This is a genomic window from Corynebacterium sp. BF-R-2, assembly GCF_024586525.1.
GTDB lineage: Bacteria > Actinomycetota > Actinomycetes > Mycobacteriales > Mycobacteriaceae > Corynebacterium > Corynebacterium singulare.
On the sequence record NZ_JAMFTP010000008.1, the window covers coordinates 60366 to 83269 of the forward strand.

Sequence of the window (22904 nt, forward strand, 5' to 3'; positions counted from 1 at the left end):
TCCTTTACTCATTGCGGTCTGTGGCACCCCACCCTAGGCGTGTGACTACGCTGGTGCAGAGACTTACTTAACGACGAAGAGGAGTAACCTTCATGACCTCGATCAACCTCACCCGCGAGGAAGCCCAGCAACGCTCGGCCATGCTGGAGGTAAGCCACTATGACGTCGCCCTCGACCTCACCGAAGAGGAGTTTTTCACCTCCACGACCGTGGTGAAGTTCCGCGCTACGAAAGCGGGCTCGACGTTTATTGACCTGCGCGGTGATGAGCTCCTCGAGGTTCGCCTCAACGGTGCTCCCCTGCCCACCAACGCTTATGACCCGACCTACGGTGTCCCGCTATCGGGCTTGCAGGTCGCGGACTATGAGCTCAAGGTCGTGGCGAAAATTCGCTACTCCCGCACCGGCGAGGGCCTGCACCGCTTCGTCGACCCAGTAGACGGTGAGACTTACCTTTACACCCAGTTTGAAACTGCCGACGCCAAGCGCGTCTTTGCCTGCTTTGACCAGCCGGATCTGAAGGCTACGTATTCGCTAAGTTTCGAGGTTCCGGAGCACTGGACGGTCATCACCAACTCCCCCACCACGCGTGAGGGCAACACCGTGTTCGCTACGGTGGACTACCCGCTGTCGACCTACCTGATTGCACTGTGCGCGGGCCCGTACGTCGGTGTGACGGATTCGTGGACCGGCACGCTGGCGGAGCACCCAGAGGGTTCGCCTGCTACATCCGTGGAGGTGCCGCTGGGTATTTACTGCCGCCCGTCGCTGCTGGATTCCCTCGACGCCGAGCGCATCTTCACCGAAACCAAGCAGGGCTTTGATTTTTACCACCGCAACCTCGGATTTGCCTACCCCTTTGGCAAGTATGACCAGATTTTCGTGCCGGAGTTCAACGCCGGGGCGATGGAAAACGCCGGCTGCGTGACCATCCGTGACGAGTACGTGTTTACGTCTCAGGCCTCGCACTACAAGTACGAGCGCCGCGCGGATACCATCCTCCACGAGCTGGCGCACATGTGGTTCGGTGACCTGGTGACCATGCAGTGGTGGGATGATTTGTGGCTCAACGAGTCCTTCGCCACCTGGTCCGCCGCCATTTCCCAGGCGGAGGAGACCGAGTATGACACCGCGTGGGTGACCTTTGCCAACGTAGAGAAGGCCTGGGCGTATCAGCAGGATCAGCTGCCCACCACGCACCCGATTTCCACGGATGCCTCCGATATTGAGACCGTGGAGCAGAACTTCGACGGCATCACGTACGCCAAGGGCGCGTCTGTGCTCAAGCAGCTGCAGGCCTATGTGGGCCGCGAGAACTTCTTCGCCGGGGTTCGCCGCCACTTCCAGGAGCACCAGTGGTCGAATGCCACCTTTGGGGATTTGCTACGCCATCTGGAGGAGGCCTCTGGGCGCGATCTGTCCTTCTGGGCGCAGCAGTGGCTCAAGACCACGGGAGTGAACACGCTCAGCGTGGCGTTGGAGACGGACGAGTCCGGGGCCATCACCCAAGCCCACCTCACCCAGTCGGGCGATACTCTGCGCACACACCGCGTCGCTGTTGGCGTCTACGCTCTACAGGGTGAGAAGGTGGTGCGCACCGAGCGCATCGAGATGGATATCGATGGCGCCTCCACCGAGATTCCGGAGCTTGTGGGCCGCGCGCTTTGCGACGTCCCCTTCGTCCTTCCCAACGACGATGACCTGACCTACTGCCTCATCGATCTGGATGCGGGTTCTTTGCAGTTCTTGTTGGAGAATATCGATAAGTTTGCCGATCCCATGGCCCGCACCCTGTGCTGGTCCACCGCGTGGGAAATGACCCGTGCGGGATCCATGCGCGCCCGCGATTTCGTCGCGCTCGTGGCGCGCGGTGCTGAGGCGGAGACTGAGCTCGCGGTCCTGGAGCGCATCCTCGCCCAGGCCGCAACGGCCCAGACCACCTACGCCGACCCGGAGTGGGCCAAGGAGGACACGCAGCTTGCTCACGCCCTCCTCAACGGAGCCCACACCGACGATGCGGAGCGTTCCATCGTCTTCACCCAGGCACTGGCGGGCATTGCGCTTGACGACGCCTCCCGCACCTTCTTCCAGGACCTCCTCCAGACCTCCACGGATGCAGGTCTGCGTTGGAAGGCACTCACCGCACTGATTGCGGATGGCTCGCTTGCCAGCGCCACCGGCCCCGAGCACGCCGGCGCCGCCATGACAGCTGTAGCCGACGAGCTTAAGCGCGATAACACCGCGACGGGCTACCAGGCCTCGCTCAAGGCGCTGGCAGCCGTGAACACCGAGGACAACAAGCGCGCGGTATGGGACGAAATCGTCGCTGGTGAGTTGGGCAACCGCGACTTGGAATCGAAGCTAGCCGGCCTGACCTTTGTCGGCTCCGACGAACTCCTGCCGAGCGCGGAATTCTTCGATGTAGCGGAGAAGATCTGGTCCGCACAGTCCAACGAGATTGCCCTGACCACGGTGACTGGGCTGTTCCCGCGCTGGGATGTCAGCCAGGAGACCCTCGACCGCGCCGATGAGTTCCTCTCCCGCGACCTACCGGGCGGCCTGCGCCGCGCCGTGATGGAGCAGCGCGACCGCACCGCCCGCGCCCTGCGCAACCGCGCCGTCGACCGCGGCTAAGCATGTTCACCCCGCAACCAGGAACTTTCTTCCTCCGGTTGCGGGGTTGCGGGTGCTGTTTTAGTCTCTGTGTCCATGGGGGATATTGAGACCTACATCCACCTTCGCAATTCGGGGATTGCGCTCGTGGAGAATGCATCCAGCTCACCCGACGAGCTCCGCGCGCTCGGCGCCGACGCGTCTGACGCCGCAGAACTAGCCCACCTGCACCGCACCTACTTCGGCCCCACCCGCTTTAGCGGCAAACAACGCAAAGCCCGTGCAGCCGCCCAAACCCAGAAACACAGCCTAGCCACCCTCTCCCTGATTGAGTCCTACACCGCCAAAGTCAAAAAAGACCTCGACGCCTGGAACCTCCGCATCAAACTCGCGTCCACACCCGCCCACAAAATCCGCGAAGTAGCCACCACACGCCTCAAAGAACTGCGCCGCAAACGCACACCCAAACCCGGTGTCAGGTTCACCTACCGGGCTAAAGGCCCGAACTCCATGACAATCACCGATGACGCCACCGTCATCGCCGATATCCGCGGCACCCTCGAATCCGTCAACAAACACAACCTCCTCGACGCCGCACGCACCGTCATCGTCACCGGCAGTGTGGGCACTAAACCCGCCGTGCATGCCCAAGTCGTAGTGACGCTGGACGAATTCGACCGCATCATCAACGGCGACGGCGACGAGATTGAGTTACAGCTGACCAACGGTGCACGCATGACCGGGGCAGAATTCCTGTCCTATCAATTCGCCTCCATCGGGTATGCCACCATCGTCCACCCCGTGGAAGGGCCCATTAACTCCTACCGCACAGAACGCAGTGCCAGCTGGAAACAACGCCTCACCCTCTGTGCTGAAACCCAAACCTGCTCCAGACCCGGCTGCAACAAACCAGCCGACTACTGCCACGTCCACCACATCATCCCCTGGCAAGCCGGCGGCTACACCAACATCAAGAACCTGACCTTCCTGTGCGCCTACCACAACGGCATTAACGACGATGACCCACAAAGACCTACCGGGCGCGGCTACATGTACCGGCTTAATACCGGAGTGTCCTTCATCCCGCCCTGGGGTGCACCGATCACCGCAATGCCGGAATACCAAGAGGCAGTAGCTAGACTCAACGCCGAAAAAGCTGCCGCAAAGACACCGGCCACAACACAATCCCCAGGCCCACCATCCAGACAAAGCGATACGACACCAGCTCAGCCACCAGAACAACCACCTCCCGACGGCAGCTGACCAGCCACCACACTGCAAGCGCAGAAATCGCTCCCATTGCCTGCACCAAAGGCGCACCCGATAGAAGAACCCGTCAACCACACAGCGTTGACGGGACTATCGGCGATCCTAAAAAGAATTTACCCCCCAACTAGAGCAAAGTTGACGGGACACCTTGGTGATCCCCGACCATGCTCCAATCGCTACCGCCGAGAGGCATTGACAGCGTGATTCCTAAGCTCTTAAAGAGCGAAACCCGCCAACCGGATAGTGGTTAGCGGGTTGCCCATCGTGCGCATCCACATTGCCAGCGGGGATGAACGTATGGCAGCCCATGCTGGTGCGCAGACTTATGCTGTCTAATCCAAGGTCGGCGTGGGGTCTTCGCCAATAACGACCTCCACCGTGGCAGCATCGGGGCGCAGGGTCTCTTCCAGCTGAGCGGCAACGACGCCGCCCTCTGCCTTAATGGTTCGGGTTATGCGCAAGATCGGCTGGTTACGCCCAACGGCCAGGGCTTTTTGTTCCTCCGTGCGGGCGGTGGCAGCCACGAGGGAATCGCGTTTAAACACTGGTGCCAGACCGAGGTCTGTTAACAGCTCGGTCAGCGGCTTCTGGACGTCCTCTTCCGTGAGGCTCGGTGCCAAGGCCTGTGGGATAAGGAGCGTGGAGGCCATGATGGGCGAGCCCGCCGAAACCTGCACCGTGCGGCACTCCCACACGGAATCACCCTCCTCAATGTCAAAGGTGGAAGCAAGGTGTCCGGGCGCATCAATGAACGTCAGCGACAGCACCCGAACTTCCACATCGAGGCCATGCTCACGCAATTGGTCGAGGGCGCTGCGCCCGCTCGTCAGGCTCAGTGCCGGCGGAGTGGCGCGCACAAACGTGCCACCAGCGCGCCCGCGTTTGCGATCGATAAGCCCTTCAATCTGCACGATGTCCAATGCGTGGCGCACGGTCATGCGTGCAACCTTATATTCTTGGACCAGCTCCCTCTCCGTGGGGAAACGGTCACCGGGCTGCAGCTCACCGGATTCAATCTTGCTCCGCAGCGAATCCGCGATCACCAAATAGGCGGGGCGGCGGCGTTGAGAGTTTGACACGCCTCACAACTGTACAGCGCCCCGCAGTTTTCGCATCTCGAGAGAGAAAGCTACTTCCGCTGGTTCAGCTCGATGCGCGGGCGCACGCGAATCTCGGTGAGCTGAGTCGTTGGGCCAGCATCGACGGCGGCACGGATGGCCTTCGCCACCTCCACCGGGGCGATGACGTGCTCCGGGTTGTAATCCTGCAAGCCCTGCAACATCGGGGTATCCGTCGGCCCCGGCGCGACGGTGGACACGCGGATACCAAGTTCGCCGAGACGGAGACCATCAGCAAGTGCGTACAGAGCATGCTTCGTAGCGGCGTAAATGACGTTGTCGCCATAAGAGTGGATGCCGGCACCAGAGTTGATGAACACCGCAAGGCCTTCCGCTGCACGCAGTGCAGGCAGAAGCAGGCGGGTCAGCTCCGCCGGAACGTGGACGTTGAGGTCCATCTGTCCGCGCCAATCCTTCGGGCGAGCGCTCTCCACCGACTGCTTCTCGGCCCGCGCGGCGGCGTGAACGAGCACATCGACGCGGTCCAGGTCGGCGAGCTCTCCGGGAAGCGCTGCCCCGTCGAGAAGCGCCAGCAAATCGATGCTCACCGGCACGATGTTCTCCGCCTCCGGCAGATCCGCGGCGCTACGGCCCAAGGCAAAGACGCGGTGGTCTCGCGCAAGGTCCTTAATGATCTCCACGCCCATCCCACCGGTGGCACCGGTAACAACGGCAGTCTTTAGCTCAGTCATTGTTGGTTCTCCTTTAGTCAGCGGAAGCGCTTCGGCACGTCAGGCTCGCCCAGCGTCAGCATCAGGCGATTTGCCCAGTTGAAGAACGCCGAGGAGTTAATGACGTCGATGATGGCCAGCGTATCGAAACCCGCCTCACGGAGACCTTCCACGTGGGAGGCAGCGAAAGTGAAAGGCGAGGAAGTCAGGGCCAGGGCGGCGTCACGGATGGCGGACCACTGTTCCGTGCCCAGGTCAGCGTCTACGCCTTCCTCAAGCAGGCGGTCGATCACCGCAGCGTCACCGCCTTCCTCCTTAGAGCGCTGCTGGTGCACCGAGGCGCAGTACTCGCAGCCGTTGAAGCGGGAGACCACGGTGGCGGCAAGCTCGCGCTCAGCGCGGCCGAGGCCGCCGTCGGTGTTGTAGAAGATATCCAGGTCAGTCTTCGTGCGCGCCTTGAGCGCAGCGGGGTCGCGAGCCAGCAGGCGGAAGTACTCCATGTCGATGCGCTCGGGCTTGATGAGGGCGTCGCGCTGCGCGTCCGTGAACTCCTCCTTCGGCTGCGGTGGCACCCACGGTTTCCACCCCAGGGAGTGGGCCACGAAGCGCTGCGGCTTGACGACGTCCGGCGCCAACGTCCCCTCCCCCGGTTCCCACTCTGGGGTCTGGGTGGGGCGCGGCGCCTCAGTCACGGCTGCGGGCTGCGCGGTGCCGGCCAGAACGGCCAGGCCGTGGGCCACGCGCAACTGGAAGGACAGAAAGCTCACGAGCTGGCCCAGCGTCACAATGTCATCATTGGACCAGCCAGCCGCCTGCAGGTGGCCGATCGCTGCTGGGGAGGCGTCCTTGGGGTGGAAGGACAATAGGTGGGCGAAGTCGAGAGCGGCGGCTAGGCGCGGGGAGCCATTGAAAAGCGTGAAGCCTCCACCGGAGTACGGGCCAGTGGTGATACCGCGCTCGACCGCGCGGGCCACCTCGGCGGCAAGCTCCTCCGATTCCTCCTCGAGCAAGTCGGAGTAGAAAGACTGTGCACGCGGCACCTGGTAAACGCCTGCCACGAAGGTAGCGATGGCGTAGCGCTCTGCGTAGCTGAAGGTGCCGGGCTCCGCTGGTTCAAGGAGTGCGGCGAAGGAGGCCTGCGCGTTGTCTTTGGCTTCCGGGCGGCGCTCGCGCAGTTGGGCCACGTCGCCGGCGTCGGCCAACAGGTCAATGATGTCTGCCATGAGTAGTCCTTTCTTTTTGCACCCAGGCTACAGGCCCAGGTTGAGGTCGCCGGCGCGGTAGCGCGAGCCAGGGATGGCCTCGATGAGCTGGCGGGTAAAGGGCGACTGCGGGTTGCTGAAGACCTCCGCAGTGGGCCCGGATTCGACTTGCTTGCCGTGGGAGAGAACGGAGACGGTGTCGGAAATCTGGTTGACCACGGCCAGGTCATGGGAGATGAAAATGTAGGTCAGGCCGAGTTCTTCCTGTAGCTTTCCGAGGAGGCGCAGGATCTGTGCCTGCACGGTGACGTCGAGGGCGGAGACAGCCTCGTCGAGGATGACCAGCTCCGGCTCCACAATCATCGCGCGGGCAATGGCCACGCGTTGGCGCTGGCCGCCGGAGAGCTCGCGCGGACGGCGGTCGTAGTAGTCCGGGTTGAGCGCGACGAGTTCCAAGAACTCCTGAGCCTTAGCCTTTGCTGCGCTTGCACGTGCCCCCTTCAAGTTCCGCAAGGGCTCCGCCACCGTCTGCCCAATCGACTGCTTCGGGTCCAAAGAACCGTAGGGGTTCTGGTAGACCAGCTGGATGTTGTTGCGCTCGGCGCGCAGCTGTTTTCCGCGCAGACCAACGATGTCGCGGCCACCGACGGTGATGGACCCTTCGGTCGGGGTGTTGAACATGGCGATGCTGCGCCCGGTCGTGGTCTTGCCGGAGCCGGACTCGCCCACCAGCGCGTGGGTCGACCCCTTGGCAACGGTGAAGGAGATGTCATCAACGGCAGTGAAATCACCAAAACGCTGGGTGAGGCCTTCGACGCGCACGAGCGCCTCGCGGTCGCCGAGGGCGGCGCGGGCGCTGACCGTGCCTACGTCGGCGAGGGTGAGGGAGGGGGCGTCGGCAAGCAGGCGCTTGGTGTAGTCGTGGTGTGGGTTGGTGAGCACCGTGGCGGCAAGACCCTCTTCGCGCAGCTGACCGGCCTCCATAACGACAACGCGGTCGGCGCGGTCACCGGCCACCGCAAGGTCGTGGGTGATGAAGAGGATGCCCATGCCGAGCTCGGCGCGCATGTCATCGAGGAGGTCGAGGATGATTTTCTGCACGGTGACGTCGAGGGCGGAGGTCGGTTCATCGGCGATGATGAGGTCCGGTTCCAACGCCACTGCAGCGGCGATGAGCACGCGCTGCTTCATGCCGCCGGAGAGCTCATGCGGGTACTGCTGGTAGCGGCGTTCAGGGTCATCGATGCCGACGCGCTCGAGCAGCTCCAGCGCGCGGGCCTTGCGCTCAGCGGCGCTGCCCACGTGGTGGATGGTGAGCCCCTCTTCCACCGAGGCACCGATGGTCTTCAGCGGGTTGAGGGAGTTGTTCGGGTCCTGCGGGATGAGCCCGATGCGTCGACCACGCAGATCCCGCCACTCGCCGCGACTCAGCGAGGTGATGTCGCGGCCGTCGAAGGTGATGGTGCCCGCGTCGATGGTGGCGTTCGACGGGAGCAGGCCGATGGCGGCCATGGCGGAGGTGGTCTTGCCGGAGCCGGACTCACCAACGATAGCGGTCATTTGCCCCGGGTGGACCTCCACGTTGACGCCCTGGACGGCGGGAACATCGCCCTTCGCGGTGGTGTAGGAGACATTAAGGTCCTGCACGGTGAGCAGGGGCTGTGCTGAGTTTTTGGGATCAGACATTCTAGGCCTCCACAGGGAAGTTTTGGGACAAGCGGTTGGCGGACATCACCACGGCCACCAGTGCGATGCCGGGCAGGATGATGAGCCACCAGGCGGTGGCCATAAAGTCGCGGCCCTCGGCAATAATGAGGCCCCACTCTGGGGTGGGCGGCGGAGCACCGTAGCCCAAGAAGCCCAGGATGGACAGTTGCAGGATGGCGGTGCCGAACTGCAGGGTGGCTAGGGCGATGACCGGGGTCAGCGAATTGGGCAAGATGTGGCGCAGCAGCACCGTGGTGCGGGTAGCACCCGCGCCGTAGGCGGCCTCGATGTACTCGGCGTTGGCCACGGTGATGACCTGTGAGCGGGCCAGACGAGCAAAGGTAGCCACGGAGGTCGCACCCACGGCTACCGCCGCTTGAACCGAGCCGAAGCCCAGCACAATGATGATGGACAGCGAGAGCAAAATGCCGGGGATGGAGAGCAGAACGTCGACGACGCGCATAAGGATGGTGTCGACGACTCCCCGCAGGGAGCCGGCCAAAAGACCAATGAGCGTGCCGACGACGAGTCCCACAGCCACGGCAATCAGCGCACCAAGCAGAGACTGGCGTGCGCCGTAGACCACGCGGGCATAGAGGTCACGTCCCACGGCGTCGGTACCAATGAGGTGGCCGTTCTCTCCCGGAGGGAGCAAGGCAACGTCCGTGCCGGCGTAGGGATCGGCCGAAGTAAACAGGCCGGGGAATAACGCCGCGAGGAACGCCACGGCCAGAATGACGATGGCAATAATCAAACCCGGTTTCCGCCAGGGGTTGCCCTGACCAGCTGCGGCGCGGCGATGAGCACGGCGGGCTTTGGTGTGCATCAGGGTCATGAGCGCACGGTCCTTTCTTCAGAGCTGGCAGTCGGGGCTGCGGCGGGTGTGCGGGAAGCCTTGCGGTCAGAGGGTTTCGCGCGCAGGCGCGGGTCGAGCACCGGGTAGAGAAGGTCCACGACGAGGTTGATGATGATGTAGGAGGTCGCGGCAATGAGTACCACGGCCAAAAGAACTGGGGTATCGCGGTTAGCCACGGCCTGAGCTGTCATGTAACCCAACCCTGTGCGGCCGAAGACGGTCTCCGTCACCACGGCACCACCGACGAGCTCACCGAAGAGCAGGCCCGCCATGGTCAACGTGGGCAGCAGCGAGTTACGCAGGATGGTGAGCCAGAAGATCCACGACTCCGAGGCACCACGCGCCCGCACCGCTTGGACAAAGGGGCGCGACTGCGTCTCATCAATGGAGCGGATCAGCACCTGGATGAGCGGAGCAGTCATCGGCACGGCCAGCGTGAGCGTGGGCAAGATTAGTCCTTCCACGCTGCCAGGCTCAATGATGCGCACCCAGCCGAGCTGGAAGGAAAAAACCTGGATGAGCAAGATACCGATCCAGAATCCGGGCAGCGAGACCATGAGGGACGGCAGGCCGCGGAAGAAGTTCGCGATACCACCCAAGCCCGGAAGCGTTGCCAGAAAGGCCACGAGCACAGCCACGATGATGGCCAGGCCGATGGCGCAGGCGGCGAGGATGAGGGTGTGGGGGAGGGCGTCGGCAATGAGCGTAGCCACCGGCGCACCCGACTGCGTGGAGTTACCAAAGCTGCCGGTAAGGAAGCCACCGAGGGCAGTGAAGTACTGCACCATGAGCGGCTTGTCGACGCCCATCTCCTCCCGAATAGCGTCAATCTCCGCCTGGGACAGGCCCAGGGCCGGGTCACCGAAGCGCGACTGCACTGCATCCGACGGCAGCGCCGAGAGGAGGAAGAAGGCCACGGTGTAGGTAATAAGCAGCACGATGAGCGCTTGACCGATGCGGCTGAGAATCTGGCGGGCAGTCATCTATTCCTCCTCCTCATTCTTTGCCGCGCCCTGCGGCTCGGCGTCGATGCTGACCTCGTAGAACCACGGTCGCGCGACCGACTCCGGGCTAAAGCCCGACACCTCTGGGCGCACGGCGTAGACCACGGGTTCCTCAAAAAGCGGCAAGGCGTAGGCCTGCTCGGTGATGTAGTCCTGAACCTTCTCCGTGGCCTTGACTCGGCCTTGGGTATCGGGGGTGTCGAGGACGGCGTCGAGAAGCTGCTGCAGGTGGGCGTCGATGGGGTTGCCCTCCTCATCCTGATTGAGGAAGGCATCGCGATTGTTGATGCCATAGAAGGAGGTGATGACGTCGTAGTCCGCGCGGCCAACCATCGAGTGGTACATCTGCACCTTGGTGATGTCCTTGGAGTCTGCGTTCTGCGTGGCCTGGTCACCGGCGTTGACCTGAATGTCAATGCCGATGCCGCGCAGCTGGTCCTGAACCATTGTCATGACCTCCTTGGAGCGCGGCTGCGGCAAGGCTGTGTTGGTGCGCAGGCTCAGGCGCTTTCCATCCTTGACGCGGATGCCGTCCGGGCCCGGCTCCCATCCGGCTTCGTCGAGAAGCCTGCGCGATTCCTCCGGATCAAAGGTGTAAGCCGCGGACTGGTCCTTGTAGGCCAGACCGGTCTGCGCCACGGTCGAGGTGGCCAGCGGGTAAGAATCGGAGAAGAGCACGCGCAGGATTTCCTCGCGGTCGACGCCGTGGATAATCGCCTCGCGGACGCGCTTATCCTGAAGCAGCGGGTGGTCGAAGCGGAAGGCGAACTGGTTGTTCATCGAGTTCGTACCGCGCGAGACAATGTTAATGCCCTGCTCTTCAAGCAGCGATTCCTGCGGGGCGGAAATCTGGCGGGCAATATCGGCCTGGCCGGAAACAATCGCGCCGGTGCGCACGGACTCTTCGGCGGCGAGGATGTAGTGGATGCCGTCGATAGCCGCGCGGCCCTGGTGTTTAACGGCGGGCGGCGCCCAGTCATAATCCTCGCGGGCTTTCAGGATGAGGTCGGTGCCAATGGACTCCGATTCCACCACGAAAGGCCCGGAACCAATGACGTTGACCGCATTGCCGGGGCCGAAGCCTTCGTTGTCGAGCTCGAGTGTCGAATCGGACACCAAGCCGGCGTTATAGGCCGACGTGGCCTGGAGGAAGCCCGGGGAAGGTTTGGTGAAGTAGAACTTCACGGTGTCCTCGTCCACGACCTCGCCGCGGTCATAGTTTGCAATCTGCTCGGAACTGGTCAGCGTGCGGGACTTGTCGCCGCGACCGAACAGGTCGAAGTTGGCCACGACGTTCTCCGCGGTGAGCGGAGAGCCGTCCGAGTAGGTGACGTCCGTGCGGATATCGAAAGTGTACTCAGTGGCATCCTCGTTGACCTCGGGCATATCCGTGGCAATCCACGGGGAGAGCTCAAGGGTCTCCGGGTCCTGGTAAAGGAGGCGGTCAGTCAGTTGGTTGACCACGCCGCCGTTGGGGTAAAAGCCAGCCGCGGGCGGATAGAGCGTTCGGAAAAATTGCGGCTCGAGATAGGTGAGGATGTTCTCCTCTCCCGCTGGCCGGTCCGTGGCTGAGCAGGCGCCGAGCGAAGCAGCTAAACCTGCGGCCACGGTGGCGGCTAGTGCGCGTAGAGTTTTCACGGTAAGAGCTTTCAAGATAGATCGTTGACGTGCGTTCGGATTTAACACAACGCATACCGACCGGTATTATTCCACTAGACAGCACAGTCTAAAAATTGAGGTTTGATTATTATGCCCTCCATCGCCATCGTCGGTGCCGGCCCACGCGGCATCTCGCTGGTTGAGCGCCTGGCAGCACACCTGCGCGCCACTCCCCTTGCGTCAGGACTGACGCTGCACATCATCGACGACGCCCCGCTCGGCGCCGGCCGCATCTGGGATACCGAGCAGACCCGCACGCTGTGCATGAACACGCTTGCCGGCGCGGTCACCCTCTTTACCGAGCCCGGCTCCACCACTACTGCCCCGGTGCTGGAGGGTCCCATTCTCTACGAGTGGATTCAGCTCCTGCGCGGCGAGCGCCCCGACCTGTCTCCGGCAAAGCTCGCGCTGTACGACGCCCACCCACCCCACCCCGACCTCGCCTCCTCCTTTGCCGAGGAGCTCGCGCAGACCCGTCCGGAGTCCAACCCCTCGCGTGCGCTGTACGGCGCCTACCTGGAGTGGGTGTACGAGGTTGCGCTCGCACAGCTCCCAGACAGCGTTGAGGTAGTCCAGCACCGCGCCCGCGCGGTGTCCATCGACTCTGGGGAGGACCAGGACACCATTGCGCTTTCCGACGACTCCACCATCACCGCCGACGCCACCGTCCTCGCCTACGGTTGGCAGGTTCCCGCACTCAACGAATCCGAGCGCGTCCTGGCGGACGCTGCACAGTCGGGACTTCACTGGGTGCGCCCGGATAATCCCGTCGAGCAGCCGGTCAATGAGATTCCGGCCGGCGAGAAGATCCTCGTCCGCGGCCTGGGCATGGGCTTCTTCGACGTCATGGCACTACTCACCATCGACCGCGGCGGCCAGTTCGTCGAGGACCCCTCCACGCGCTCCGGCCTGCGCTATGAGCCGAGCGGCGACGAGCCACACTTCATCATCTCCTCCGGTCGCGGCTACCCGTATATCCCAAAGTCGGAGTACCACGCGTTGCCACCGAAGGCGGCGTTGGTGCGGTTCTTGGAGGCCGTCGAAAAGCAGGGCTCAGAGCTGAACTTCTCCACTCAGTTGCTCCCGCACATTCTGCGCGATGCCTACGCCGAGTACTACGAGAACCAGGCGCGCGTCAATCCTGCGGCGCTACAGCGCCCGCTCACCGACATCATCGCCACGATCGATGCAACAACCATCGACGCCGCGGACTTGCGCAGCATGGCGGACCAGCTCACAACAGCGCTCGAGGGTTCCTCTACCCAGCCGCTGGATCTGGCGCACTGGACGCACCCGCTCGCTGATTTTAAGGGCGGTGACCTCACCGAATACATCGCCGAGGGGCTGGCTCGCGATATCGTCGAAGCCGTTGCAGCTGCCGATTCTCCGCTCAAGTCCGCGCTGTGGGCTATTTCCGCCGCCCGCAAGCCCGCGTCCATCGCTGGCTCAGAGGGCCGCATGACGTGGGAGTCCCGCACAAGCACGTACAAGGAGTTCATGGCGTTCGGCCAGATGGTGGGCTCTGGCCCGCCGCTGTTCCGCACGCGCCAGCTGCTCGCGCTTGTCGACGCCGGCCTCGCCACCTTCCTCGGCGAGCGCCCCCAGCTCGAGGTGGGCGAGAAGTTCACGCTGCGTACGCAGCATGGAGAGGCCTCCTCCGCCTGGCTTATCGACGCCTGGATGCACTCCCCCGACGTTCGCCGCGCCGCCGATCCGCTCGCGGTCTCCCTCAACGGCCGCGTGCGGGCCTTCGTTGACCACGGCCAGGCCACGGGCTCCCCGGAGACGACGTGGAACCGCCGGGTGGTCAACCCCGATGGCAGCGAGGACCCCAGGCTGCACATCGTCGGCATCCCCACATACGCGCAGTGGCCGGATACCACCATCTCCCCCATGCCGGGCACGGACCCGCTCATGCTCCAGGAGACCGACCACACCGCCGGCTCCCTCCTTGCCACCCTCTAGCTCGCGCGATTACAACAGCGCCGCGAGGGTTTTAGGCTAGGGCGTCGAGGGCCTGCTCGAGGTCGGCGAGCAGGTCATCGATGGACTCGATGCCCACCGAGATGCGCACGAGATCTGCCGGCGGGACCAGCTCGGAGCCCTCAGCGGAGATGTGCGTCATGTTCTGTGGGTGCTCGATGAGGGACTCCACGCCGCCGAGGGACTCGGCTAGCGAGATGAGCTTGGTGTTGAGACACACCTGGCGGGCATGCTCCTCACTGTGAAAGCGCACGGACATCATCCCGCCGAAGCCACGCATCTGCTTCTTGGCCAGCTCGTGGCCCGGGTGCGAGGGTAGGCCCGGATAGAGGACTTTCTTGACCTCGGGGCGAGAGTCTAGGAACTCGGCCACCGCCTGCGCGTTCGCGCAGTGGCGGTCCATGCGCACTTCGAGGGTCTTGATCCCGCGGGCGGTGAGGTAGGCGTCAAAAGGTGAGGAGACCGCACCGACGTTGCCCTGGAAGTAGAGCAGGCGCTCATCCATCTCTTCGGAGTTGGTTACTACCGCGCCGCCCAGGACATCCGAGTGGCCGCCCAGGTACTTCGTGGTGGAGTGCAGCACATGGTCCGCTCCCAGCTCCAGCGGGTTCTGCAGGTAGGGCGTGGCGAAGGTGTTATCGACGACGATGTGGGCGTCGGACAGCGCTTTGACCGCCTGCGCCACCTCGGCGATGTCGGTGACAGTGGTTGCGGGATTGGTCGGGGTCTCGAGCCAAATAAGCTTCGTGTTCTCCTTAATCGCCGCCTCAACAGCCGCGGTGTCCGCGGTATTAACGATGGACAGCTCCACGCCCCACTCGCCGTAGTCATGGTGAAGCAGGCGATACATGCCACCGTAGGCATCATTGCCCAGAATCACGTGGTCGCCCGGGCGCACGATGATGCGAATGAGGGTATCGACCGCCGCCATGCCCGTGGCAAAACAGCGGGCATAGGCGGCGTTCTCCAGTGCCGCGAGGGTCTTCTCCAGGGAGTGCACTGTGGGGTTGGCTACGCGGCCGTACTCGTAGCCACCGCGCAGCTGCGCGAGACCATCCTGCTGGAAGGTCGTGGAAGCGTAGATCGGCACGTTGATGGATCCCATGTGGGGATCCGGCTGGTAACCGGCATGGATGGAACGTGAAGAAAAGCCAAGAGTGCGGTTGTCAGTCATGTCACATCAGTCTAGACCAAGCTGTTCAGTTGCGAGAGTAACAGCCTGTTTATATTCAGCACGTATGAATGCCGCCCACGTCTTATCTAGTATCGGAAGGCGTCAATCGTGAACGAAGGAAAGGACATCGTGACTACTCTTAGCGCGGCTGTGGGAGTCGCAACCGACAAGTCCGGCGAGGCCGTCGATACCGTCACCCAGTGGTGGCAGAGCGAGGATATGCGCTCCTGGCTCGTCGATAAGCCCATCGGCATAATGCTCATCCTCATCGTCGCCGTCATCGGCAATTGGCTGCTGCGCCGCCTCATCACCAAACTGGCGGACAACAGCATCAAGAAGGGAAAGCTGAGCTCGCCCCTGTCACAACGCAAGCCGGTGAAAACCGACAAGGCCCTAGCCGCCACCAACGAGGCTCGGCGCGTGTCCCGCATCCAGACCCTGTCAGGAGTGGGCCGCTCCGCCGTGTCCATCTTTGTGTGGGTCTGGGCTGCGCTAGCCATCTTGGACAAGCTCGGCGTTAACGTCGCCCCACTCGTAGCCTCCGCCGGTGTTGTCGGTGTGGCCCTCGGCTTCGGCGCCCAAGCTCTGGTCAAGGACTTCCTGTCCGGCATCTTCATGCTCATGGAGGACCAGTACGGCATCGGCGACACCATTGATTTGGGCAACGGCGTTTTTGGTGATGTGGAGTCCATTTCGCTACGCATCACCACCGTCCGGGATATCGACGGCGCGCTGTGGTACGTCCGCAACGGTGAGATCCTGCAGGTGGCCAACCACTCCGACCGTTACTCAGTCGCCCGCATCCAGGTTCCGGTGGCGCTCAGCAACGATCCGGACAAGGCGTATAACGTCATCAACGCCGCTGCTGCCGACGCCTCCCACGACCCCACCATCCAGCCTGACATCCTGGCCGAGCCTACCGTCAACGGCATGTCTGGCCTTGAGGTCGACCACATGTCCTACCGTGTATCCGTCAAGACGCTACCGGGCAAGCAATGGGATGTTCAGCGTGCCATGCAGGCGAAAATCCTCACCGCCATGCATGCTGAGGGTATCGCGACCCCCTACCCGCGCGGGATGGCTATCTTCGACATGGAAGAATCGGGTTCAGGAAACGGCCTGACGCGAAAGGACAACTAACTATGCAACCCAGCAGTGTGTACGAGGCCATCGGCGGGATGGAAACCTTTGAGAAGCTTGTCGGAGGCTTCTACGCCCAAGTGCGCACTGATGACGTCATCGGCCCCATGTACCCGGACCAGGATTGGGACGGCGCGGAACAGCGGCTGCTGTGGTTCCTCGTGCAGTACTGGGGCGGACCGCAGCTCTTTTCTGAGAACCGCGGGCACCCGCGCCTGCGGATGAGGCACGCCCCCTACCCCATCGACATGGCTGCCCATGATCGCTGGCTGGAGCTCATGGGAAACTCCCTGGCACAGATTGATGAGGCGACCATCCCGCCGGCCTACCGCTCCATGATCTGGGATCACATGGAGCGGGTGGCGGCGATGCTCATCAACCGCGCCCCTTAGAGGCCGAGGGCGTCCTTGACCGGCTGGTGGACCAGCCCGCCGTTGCGGGTCATGAGGCCGTTGGCCAAGCCCGGGAAGCGCTCAATAGCGCCCTCGTAGCCGCTGGCAGCCAGCGCGCGCATGTACGGCAGGGTGGCCGAGCCGAGAGCACGGGTGGAGGTGTTGGCCACCGCGCCTGGCATGTTGGCCACGCAGTAGAAGAGAGTGTCGTGGACCTTAAAGGTGGGCTCGTCGTGTGAGGTCTTGTGGGAGTTCTCGAAGCAGCCGCCTTGGTCAATGGCAACGTCGACAAGCACAGCGCCCTTCTTCATGCGCTTGACGACGTCCTCACGCACCAGCTTCGGTGCCGCAGCACCCGGCACGAGGACAGCGCCGATGACGAGGTCGGCGTCAAGAAGCTCTGCTTCCAACGCAGCCGGATCGGAGACGATGGTGCGCACGGTGCCCTGGTACTGGTCATCGAAGCGCTGCAGCACGTGCGGGTCAAGGTCGAGCACGGTAACTTCCGCGCGCAGGCCGTGGGCCATCGCCACAGCGGACGCACCGACCTGGCCACCACCGATAACCACGACGCGCGCCGGCTGGGTGCCCGGCACACCGGGAGCCAGCACACCGCGGCCACCCTGGGTGGACAGCAGGTGGTGGGTGCCTTCAATCACGGCCAGACGGCCAGCGACCTGGGACATCGGGGTCAGAAGCGGCAGGGTGCCGCGGGCATCGGTGACGGTCTCATAGGCCACGGCGGTGGTACCTGCCTTCATGAGGGCCTCCGTCAGCGGACGATCCGCTGCCAGGTGCAGGTAGGTGAAAAGGAGGAGGTCATCACGCAAGAAGCCGTACTCAGGCTCGAGCGGCTCCTTAACCTTGACCACCATGTCCGCAGCCCACGCCTCCTCAGCGGTGGCCACGATGGTAGCGCCGGCCTCCTCGTAGAGCTCATCCGGGAAGGACGCGCCGACGCCGGCACCAGTCTCCACGAGGACCTCATGGCCGTCCTTCACCAACGTCTGGACAGCGCTGGGAGTAAGAGCCACGCGGTTCTCGTTGTTCATGATTTCTTTAGGTGCTGCAATACGCATGAGGCAGACTCCTTTGGAGACAAAAAATTAATGGGTCCACCGTCAGCGTAACGCAGAACACTACGGTGTGACGGCGTGATTCATTTTTCACGTCGCGGCCTCCCCCATTAGGCGTTAGGATGCTGCCAATGAGCACTATGCGCGACGTTCGCCGTTCCTTTCTCCCGCTGGGATGGACCGCTTTCGGGGGGCCTGCGGCTCACCTAGGATACTTCCGCACGGAGTTTGTCAGCCGCCGGGGTTGGCTGAGTGACTCCTCCTACGCGGACTTGGTGGCGATGTCGCAGTTCCTGCCCGGCCCGGCAAGTTCCAAGGTGGGTATGGCGCTGGGCTATGGCCGCGCGGGCCTGGCCGGCATGGCGTATTCCTGGTTCCTGTTTACCTTCCCGTCGGCACTCATCCTCACGCTGTTTGGCCTCATCGTGGTGCCGAGCAGCGGTGTGGGGTGGCTCGATGGACTGCTCGCCGCGGCGGCGGGCGTGGTGGTGCATGCGATTGTGGGGATGGCCAAGAAGCTCTTATCGACGCCCACCGCCTGGGCCCTCGCCCTCATCAGTTCTGGGGTGCTACTCGTGGCCGGATCGGCCTGGCAGCTCGCAGTGCTGGCCGTCGCCGGCGTGCTTGGCGCAACGGTACTGCGCCGGTTCTTGGCGGTCACCACTGCCCCCGATATTGACAGTGGCCTGCGCAGCGTTCCAGCCGGCCTGGCGTGGGGCTGCCTAGCGGCGTTCTTCCTCCTCTTGGGTGGATTGGCTGCGGCGGCACAGGTCAGCGATTCCTACCTCCTTACCCGCGCCAACGCCTTCTACCAATCCGGTGCTTTGGTCTTCGGTGGCGGGCACGTGGTGTTGCCGCTTCTTGAGGATCAGTTCGTGGGCGCGGGGTGGCTAAGCCAACAGGAGTTCTTGGCCGGCTACTCAGTGGCACAGGGTGTGCCGGGCCCGCTGTTCACCTTCGCTTCCTACCTCGGCGCGGTCGACGGCGGTCTCGGCGGCGCGATCCTCGGCACGGTGCTTATCTTCCTGCCGGGAGCTTTGCTGACGCTGGCGGCGCTGCACTTGTGGGCCCGCTGGAACCACCTGGAGTGGCTACGCAGCGCGTTTGCTGCCGTCAGCGCGGCCGTCATTGGACTGCTGGTCGCTGCACTGTGGGATCCGATCATTACCCACGGTGTCACCGGCTGGGCCTCCGGGCTTATTGCAGTGGCCGCGGGGGCGGCATTGTTTTTCAAGGCGCCGCCGTGGACCGTCGCGGTGGGCGCGGCCTTGGCGGGCGCGGTGCTGCTGTAACGCTCCAGGTGCAGCGCTACAGCGCTAGAACAAGGACAAGCGCGTCGAGTGGTAGACGCTGCCGAACGGCGCATCGACGCGCACCCAACGTCCCTTGCCGGCCACGCGCAGGTGGCGCGGCACGTCCATGGGAGCGGCGAAGCCAGGGATAAGCCCAAGATTGGTGCAGGCGAAAATCATGCGCATGGGGATTTCTACCTGCTGCGCAGCCACCTCCGATTCCTCGCCCGGAGTGCTCTCAACCGTGATGACGGTCTGGTTCAGCAGGCTGCTTGGCGGACCCATGGGGCCGGAGAACTGCCGGGCCAGCTGCTGTCCTTGGTCCGCGAGTTCGCGGACGACACCGACGGGCAGCGAGTCGATTTCCCGAAAGCCCTCGGCCGGCGGCAGGGCGCCCGGCCATGAGGGGTCGCGGGCAGGTCCCAGCTTCAGCACCACGGGGGAACCGGTGAGTTCGGGGTCGGGGGCGGTATGGAGGGCGTCGAGAAGCACCTGCGCTGAGACCACCGCACCGTCCCTGCCCACCGCGCCTTCGACGCGGCGGGAGGCCACGACCTCAAACGGGGTGGTCACAAACACCTCGACATGGGTACTGTCATGCTGACGCAGACGCACCGACGCTGAGGCATCAAGCCCCGTCGCGCGGACAAGGAGGGCCCGCAGCCCTACCCCACTGCCCCGCAGTTCGAGCGTTTCGCCGTCCATGGCCTAGGCGTTCTCGTCGAGTTCCACGAGCGCGTGCTCGAGGATAATGGCGCGCTCCTCCTCAGTGACCTCGCGCGGCTTCTGGGTCTCCGGGTCCATGGTGACCTGTACGCAGTCAATGACGCAGGCAACGTTGCCCTGGGAATCCTTGACCTTCTGGCGGGTGGTGAAGGACGTGCTGCCGAGGCGCACCACAGTGGTCTCCACCGTCACGGTGCCGTGGCGCCCATCCCACTTGAGGGGGCGAACATAGTCGGCCTCGATGTGGCGGACGAAGGCCACCATGTTGACCCCGCGCGAGTAGAAGTTGTGCATGGCAAACGCCAAGCGCGCCTCCTGCGCCAGCTCAATGAAGTTGGCGTTCATCATGTGGCCATACATGTCAAAATCTGACCAGCGCACACCAACGGTGAGCGCGTGGACATTATCCGTGGTTTCCTCCGACACAACATGTTGAGCAGACATTCCAGGATCCTTCCTGAGGTTGACCTCAGCGTTGGTAACGGGGATGACACCATCCCCTCGAGCAGTTAGCGGCTTAGCTTGCGGTGGGTAACGCGAGACGGACGGGCCGCCTCTTCACCGAGGCGTTCAACCTTGTTCTTCTCATAATCACCGAAGTTACCCTCGAACCAGAACCACTGGCCCTCGGCAACGTTGCCCTCCCAGGCCAAAATGTGGGTACAGGTGCGGTCCAGGAACCAGCGGTCGTGAGAAATGACCACCGCACAGCCCGGGAACTTCTCCAGGGCGTTTTCCAGGGAGCCGAGGGTTTCGACGTCAAGGTCGTTCGTCGGCTCATCGAGGAGGATCAGGTTGCCGCCCTCCTTCAGCGTCAGCGCCAGGTTCAGGCGGTTGCGCTCACCACCGGAGAGCACCTTGGACGGCTTCTGCTGGTCTGGGCCCTTAAATCCGAAGGCGGAGAGGTAGGCGCGGGACGGCATCTCATTCTGGCCAACGTGGATGTAGTCCAAGCCGCCGGAGACAACCTCCCACACGGTGGACTCAGGATCAATGTTTTCACGGCCCTGGTCCACGTAGGAGAGCTTGACGGTCTCACCGACGTCGACGGAGCCGGAATCCGGCTGCTCAAGTCCGACGATGGTCTTGAACAGGGTGGACTTACCCACACCGTTCGGGCCAATTACGCCGACGATGCCGTTGCGCGGCAAGGTGAAGGAGAGGTCCTTGATAAGCACGCGGCCGTCAAAGCCCTTAACCAGGTCCTTGACCTCAACGACCTTGTTGCCCAGACGCGGCGGGGTCGGAATCTGGATTTCTTCAAAGTCGAGCTTCTTGTACTGCTCGGCCTCAGCTGCCATTTCCTCGTAGCGCTGGAGACGAGCCTTGTTCTTGGCCTGGCGGGCCTTCGCACCGGAGCGAACCCATGCGAGTTCGTCCTTCAGGCGCTTCTGCAACTTCTTGTCCTTGGCGCCAGCAACCTCGAGGCGCTCTGCCTTCTTCTCGAGGTAGGTGGAGTAGTTGCCCTCGTACGGGTAGAGCTTGCCGCGGTCAACCTCACAGATCCAGCCCGCGACGTGGTCGAGGAAGTAGCGGTCGTGCGTCACGGCCAGGACGGCACCCGGGTAGGACTCGAGGTGCTTCTCCAGCCACTGGACGGACTCGGCGTCGAGGTGGTTCGTGGGCTCGTCGAGAAGCAGCAGGTCCGGCTCGCTCAGCAGCAGCTTCGCCAACGCCACGCGGCGGCGCTCACCACCGGAGAGATTGGTCACCGGGTCATCAGACGGCGGGCAGCGTAGGGCCTCCATGGCCTGCTCAATCTTGGAGTCAACCTCCCACGCGTCGGCGTGGTCAAGCTCCTCCTGCAGCTTGCCCATCTCTTCCATGAGCTCATCGGAGTAGTTGGTGGCCATTTCTTCCGCGATCTGCTCGAAGCGCTGCTTCTTCTCGAAGATCTCACCGAGGCCTTCCTCGACATTCTCACGGACCGTCTTCTCCTCGTTGAGCGGCGGCTCCTGAAGGAGGATGCCGACGGTCTTACCCGGGTCGATGAAAGCCTCACCATTGGAGGGCTGATCGAGGCCGGCCATAATCTTCAGGATCGAGGACTTACCTGCACCGTTGGGGCCCACGACGCCAATCTTGGCTCCTGGGTAGAAGGCCATGGTGACGTTGTCCAAAATGACCTTGTCACCAATGGCCTTGCGCACGTTTTTCATCGTGTAGATGAACTCGCCCATGTTTCACCCTTTGCTTCTGTCAGGATTGGTAAATAACAGTACAAAGACTACATCACATGGGCGACGGCGGTGTTCCGCCCTTGTTTAGGCCATGACTTCCTCCGGCTCGGGAATCTCTTCGGCCGTGTTCAGCGCGTGGTGGCGGTCAGCGGCCGTGTCGAGTGGTGAGTCCTCACCGGGTTGCAGCGCGGTGGGCATCGGCTCATCCGGTGCGGGCTCCATGGGCTGTTCTGATGCCGCAGTGCTTTCCGACGCCGTGTTATCCACATCCGGCACCGGTGGGTTCTCCCCCAGCCACAGCTGTTCTTCGCCATCCTCACCGAATGCGGTACCAACCTTCACGGAGGTGACGAAGTAGCGATTGAGGTCAAGGCCAACGTGCGCAGCCTTAATGTAGGTTTTGGAGCGCCGCCCGCCATGTTGGTCAGTCCACTGGTCTGTGACGATGGACCCCATAACAAAGATGGGCATGCCCCTTCGCAGAGATTTCTTGACGTTAATGGCGCACTGGCCCCAGACCTCGGCGTCGATGAAGTTGAGGTCGAGTTCGCGCCATATGGTCTTGCCTTCATCGGTAACCTCCGGAACGCTGCGGGAGGAGGCGATGCGGAAGCGAGTCTTATACATAGTCTCGCTGATTTTGGTCAGGTGCGGATCACTAGTGAGGCGTCCGGTAAGAGAAATGGGATATTGCGACATTGCGGGTGTCCTTACATGCTGTGGTAACTCTGTGTGCGAGGAGGCGTTTCACCTCCCTTGATTCGCATCTTTGCCACCGCACACATGCCGCGCAATGCCCCGCCCGTCCGCCTGTGGATAACTTGTTGAATAAGTCAACAACTC

Annotated in this window: 19 protein-coding genes; 6 read left to right on the forward strand and 13 right to left on the reverse strand. The window is 63.1% G+C overall.

Going from position 1 to position 22904, the window contains the following annotated elements:
- Positions 1-92: 92 nt before the first annotated feature.
- Both pepN and M5J09_RS06925 read left to right on the forward strand, forming a co-directional pair.
- On the forward strand, positions 93-2633 hold the full coding sequence (gene pepN, locus M5J09_RS06920) for an aminopeptidase N (RefSeq protein WP_257157382.1): 2541 nt from the start codon (positions 93-95) through the stop codon (positions 2631-2633).
- A 75-nt stretch (positions 2634-2708) separates the two neighbouring features.
- Positions 2709-3875, forward strand: coding sequence for an HNH endonuclease signature motif containing protein (locus tag M5J09_RS06925; RefSeq protein WP_257157383.1), 1167 nt, complete (start codon positions 2709-2711; stop codon positions 3873-3875).
- A gap of 338 nt (positions 3876-4213) precedes the next feature.
- Here M5J09_RS06925 and M5J09_RS06930 read toward each other — a convergent pair whose 3' ends face one another.
- The 7 genes from M5J09_RS06930 to M5J09_RS06960 are packed head-to-tail and all read right to left on the reverse strand — an operon-like array spanning position 4214 to position 12077.
- Complete coding sequence (locus tag M5J09_RS06930) at positions 4214-4960, reverse strand: GntR family transcriptional regulator (RefSeq protein WP_257157384.1); 747 nt, start codon at positions 4958-4960, stop codon at positions 4214-4216.
- 50 nt (positions 4961-5010) lie between these two features.
- On the reverse strand, positions 5011-5691 hold the full coding sequence (locus tag M5J09_RS06935; protein ID WP_257157385.1) for an SDR family oxidoreductase: 681 nt from the start codon (positions 5689-5691) through the stop codon (positions 5011-5013).
- Positions 5692-5708: 17 nt separating this feature from the next.
- On the reverse strand, positions 5709-6893 hold the full coding sequence (locus M5J09_RS06940) for an alkylhydroperoxidase domain protein (protein ID WP_257157386.1): 1185 nt from the start codon (positions 6891-6893) through the stop codon (positions 5709-5711).
- A 27-nt stretch (positions 6894-6920) separates the two neighbouring features.
- On the reverse strand, positions 6921-8558 hold the full coding sequence (locus M5J09_RS06945) for an ABC transporter ATP-binding protein (protein WP_257157387.1): 1638 nt from the start codon (positions 8556-8558) through the stop codon (positions 6921-6923).
- A 1-nt stretch (position 8559) separates the two neighbouring features.
- Complete coding sequence (locus M5J09_RS06950) at positions 8560-9414, reverse strand: ABC transporter permease (protein WP_257157388.1); 855 nt, start codon at positions 9412-9414, stop codon at positions 8560-8562.
- Positions 9411-10418: an ABC transporter permease gene (locus M5J09_RS06955; protein ID WP_257157389.1), complete on the reverse strand. Its 1008-nt coding sequence runs from the start codon at positions 10416-10418 to the stop codon at positions 9411-9413. The genes M5J09_RS06950 and M5J09_RS06955 overlap by 4 nt, the downstream gene beginning before the upstream one ends.
- Complete coding sequence (locus M5J09_RS06960) at positions 10419-12077, reverse strand: TIGR04028 family ABC transporter substrate-binding protein (protein WP_257157390.1); 1659 nt, start codon at positions 12075-12077, stop codon at positions 10419-10421.
- A 111-nt stretch (positions 12078-12188) separates the two neighbouring features.
- On the opposite strand from M5J09_RS06960, the gene M5J09_RS06965 reads away from it, so the two are divergent.
- Positions 12189-14063, forward strand: a complete 1875-nt coding sequence (locus M5J09_RS06965) for an FAD/NAD(P)-binding protein (RefSeq protein WP_257157391.1) — start codon at positions 12189-12191, stop codon at positions 14061-14063.
- Positions 14064-14094: 31 nt separating this feature from the next.
- Here M5J09_RS06965 and M5J09_RS06970 read toward each other — a convergent pair whose 3' ends face one another.
- Entirely contained in the window at positions 14095-15255 is a 1161-nt protein-coding gene (locus M5J09_RS06970) for a cystathionine gamma-synthase (protein ID WP_257157392.1), read from the reverse strand.
- 126 nt (positions 15256-15381) lie between these two features.
- Here M5J09_RS06970 and M5J09_RS06975 point away from each other — a divergent pair, with 126 nt between their 5' ends.
- Both M5J09_RS06975 and M5J09_RS06980 read left to right on the forward strand, forming a co-directional pair.
- Entirely contained in the window at positions 15382-16395 is a 1014-nt protein-coding gene (locus M5J09_RS06975) for a mechanosensitive ion channel family protein (protein WP_374982108.1), read from the forward strand.
- A gap of 2 nt (positions 16396-16397) precedes the next feature.
- The gene (locus M5J09_RS06980) at positions 16398-16787 is read left to right on the forward strand and encodes a globin (RefSeq protein WP_257157393.1); all 390 of its coding nucleotides are present in this window, start codon (positions 16398-16400) and stop codon (positions 16785-16787) included.
- Here M5J09_RS06980 and ald read toward each other — a convergent pair.
- Positions 16784-17866, reverse strand: a complete 1083-nt coding sequence (gene ald, locus M5J09_RS06985) for an alanine dehydrogenase (RefSeq protein WP_257157394.1) — start codon at positions 17864-17866, stop codon at positions 16784-16786. The genes M5J09_RS06980 and ald overlap by 4 nt on opposite strands.
- 128 nt (positions 17867-17994) lie before the next feature.
- Here ald and chrA point away from each other — a divergent pair, with 128 nt between their 5' ends.
- Positions 17995-19155, forward strand: a complete 1161-nt coding sequence (chrA, locus tag M5J09_RS06990; RefSeq protein ID WP_144791051.1) for a chromate efflux transporter — start codon at positions 17995-17997, stop codon at positions 19153-19155.
- Positions 19156-19179: 24 nt separating this feature from the next.
- Here chrA and M5J09_RS06995 read toward each other — a convergent pair whose 3' ends face one another.
- The 4 genes from M5J09_RS06995 to M5J09_RS07010 form a co-directional block, all read right to left on the reverse strand.
- Positions 19180-19860, reverse strand: a complete 681-nt coding sequence (locus tag M5J09_RS06995) for a hypothetical protein (RefSeq protein ID WP_042532036.1) — start codon at positions 19858-19860, stop codon at positions 19180-19182.
- 3 nt (positions 19861-19863) lie between these two features.
- Entirely contained in the window at positions 19864-20325 is a 462-nt protein-coding gene (locus M5J09_RS07000) for a thioesterase family protein (protein ID WP_257157395.1), read from the reverse strand.
- Positions 20326-20390: 65 nt separating this feature from the next.
- Positions 20391-22061 (reverse strand): energy-dependent translational throttle protein EttA, encoded by a 1671-nt coding sequence (ettA, locus tag M5J09_RS07005; protein WP_070538619.1) that lies wholly within the window; start codon positions 22059-22061, stop codon positions 20391-20393.
- Positions 22062-22145: 84 nt separating this feature from the next.
- On the reverse strand, positions 22146-22760 hold the full coding sequence (locus tag M5J09_RS07010) for a single-stranded DNA-binding protein (protein ID WP_042532042.1): 615 nt from the start codon (positions 22758-22760) through the stop codon (positions 22146-22148).
- Between the last annotated feature and the right edge of the window lie 144 nt (positions 22761-22904).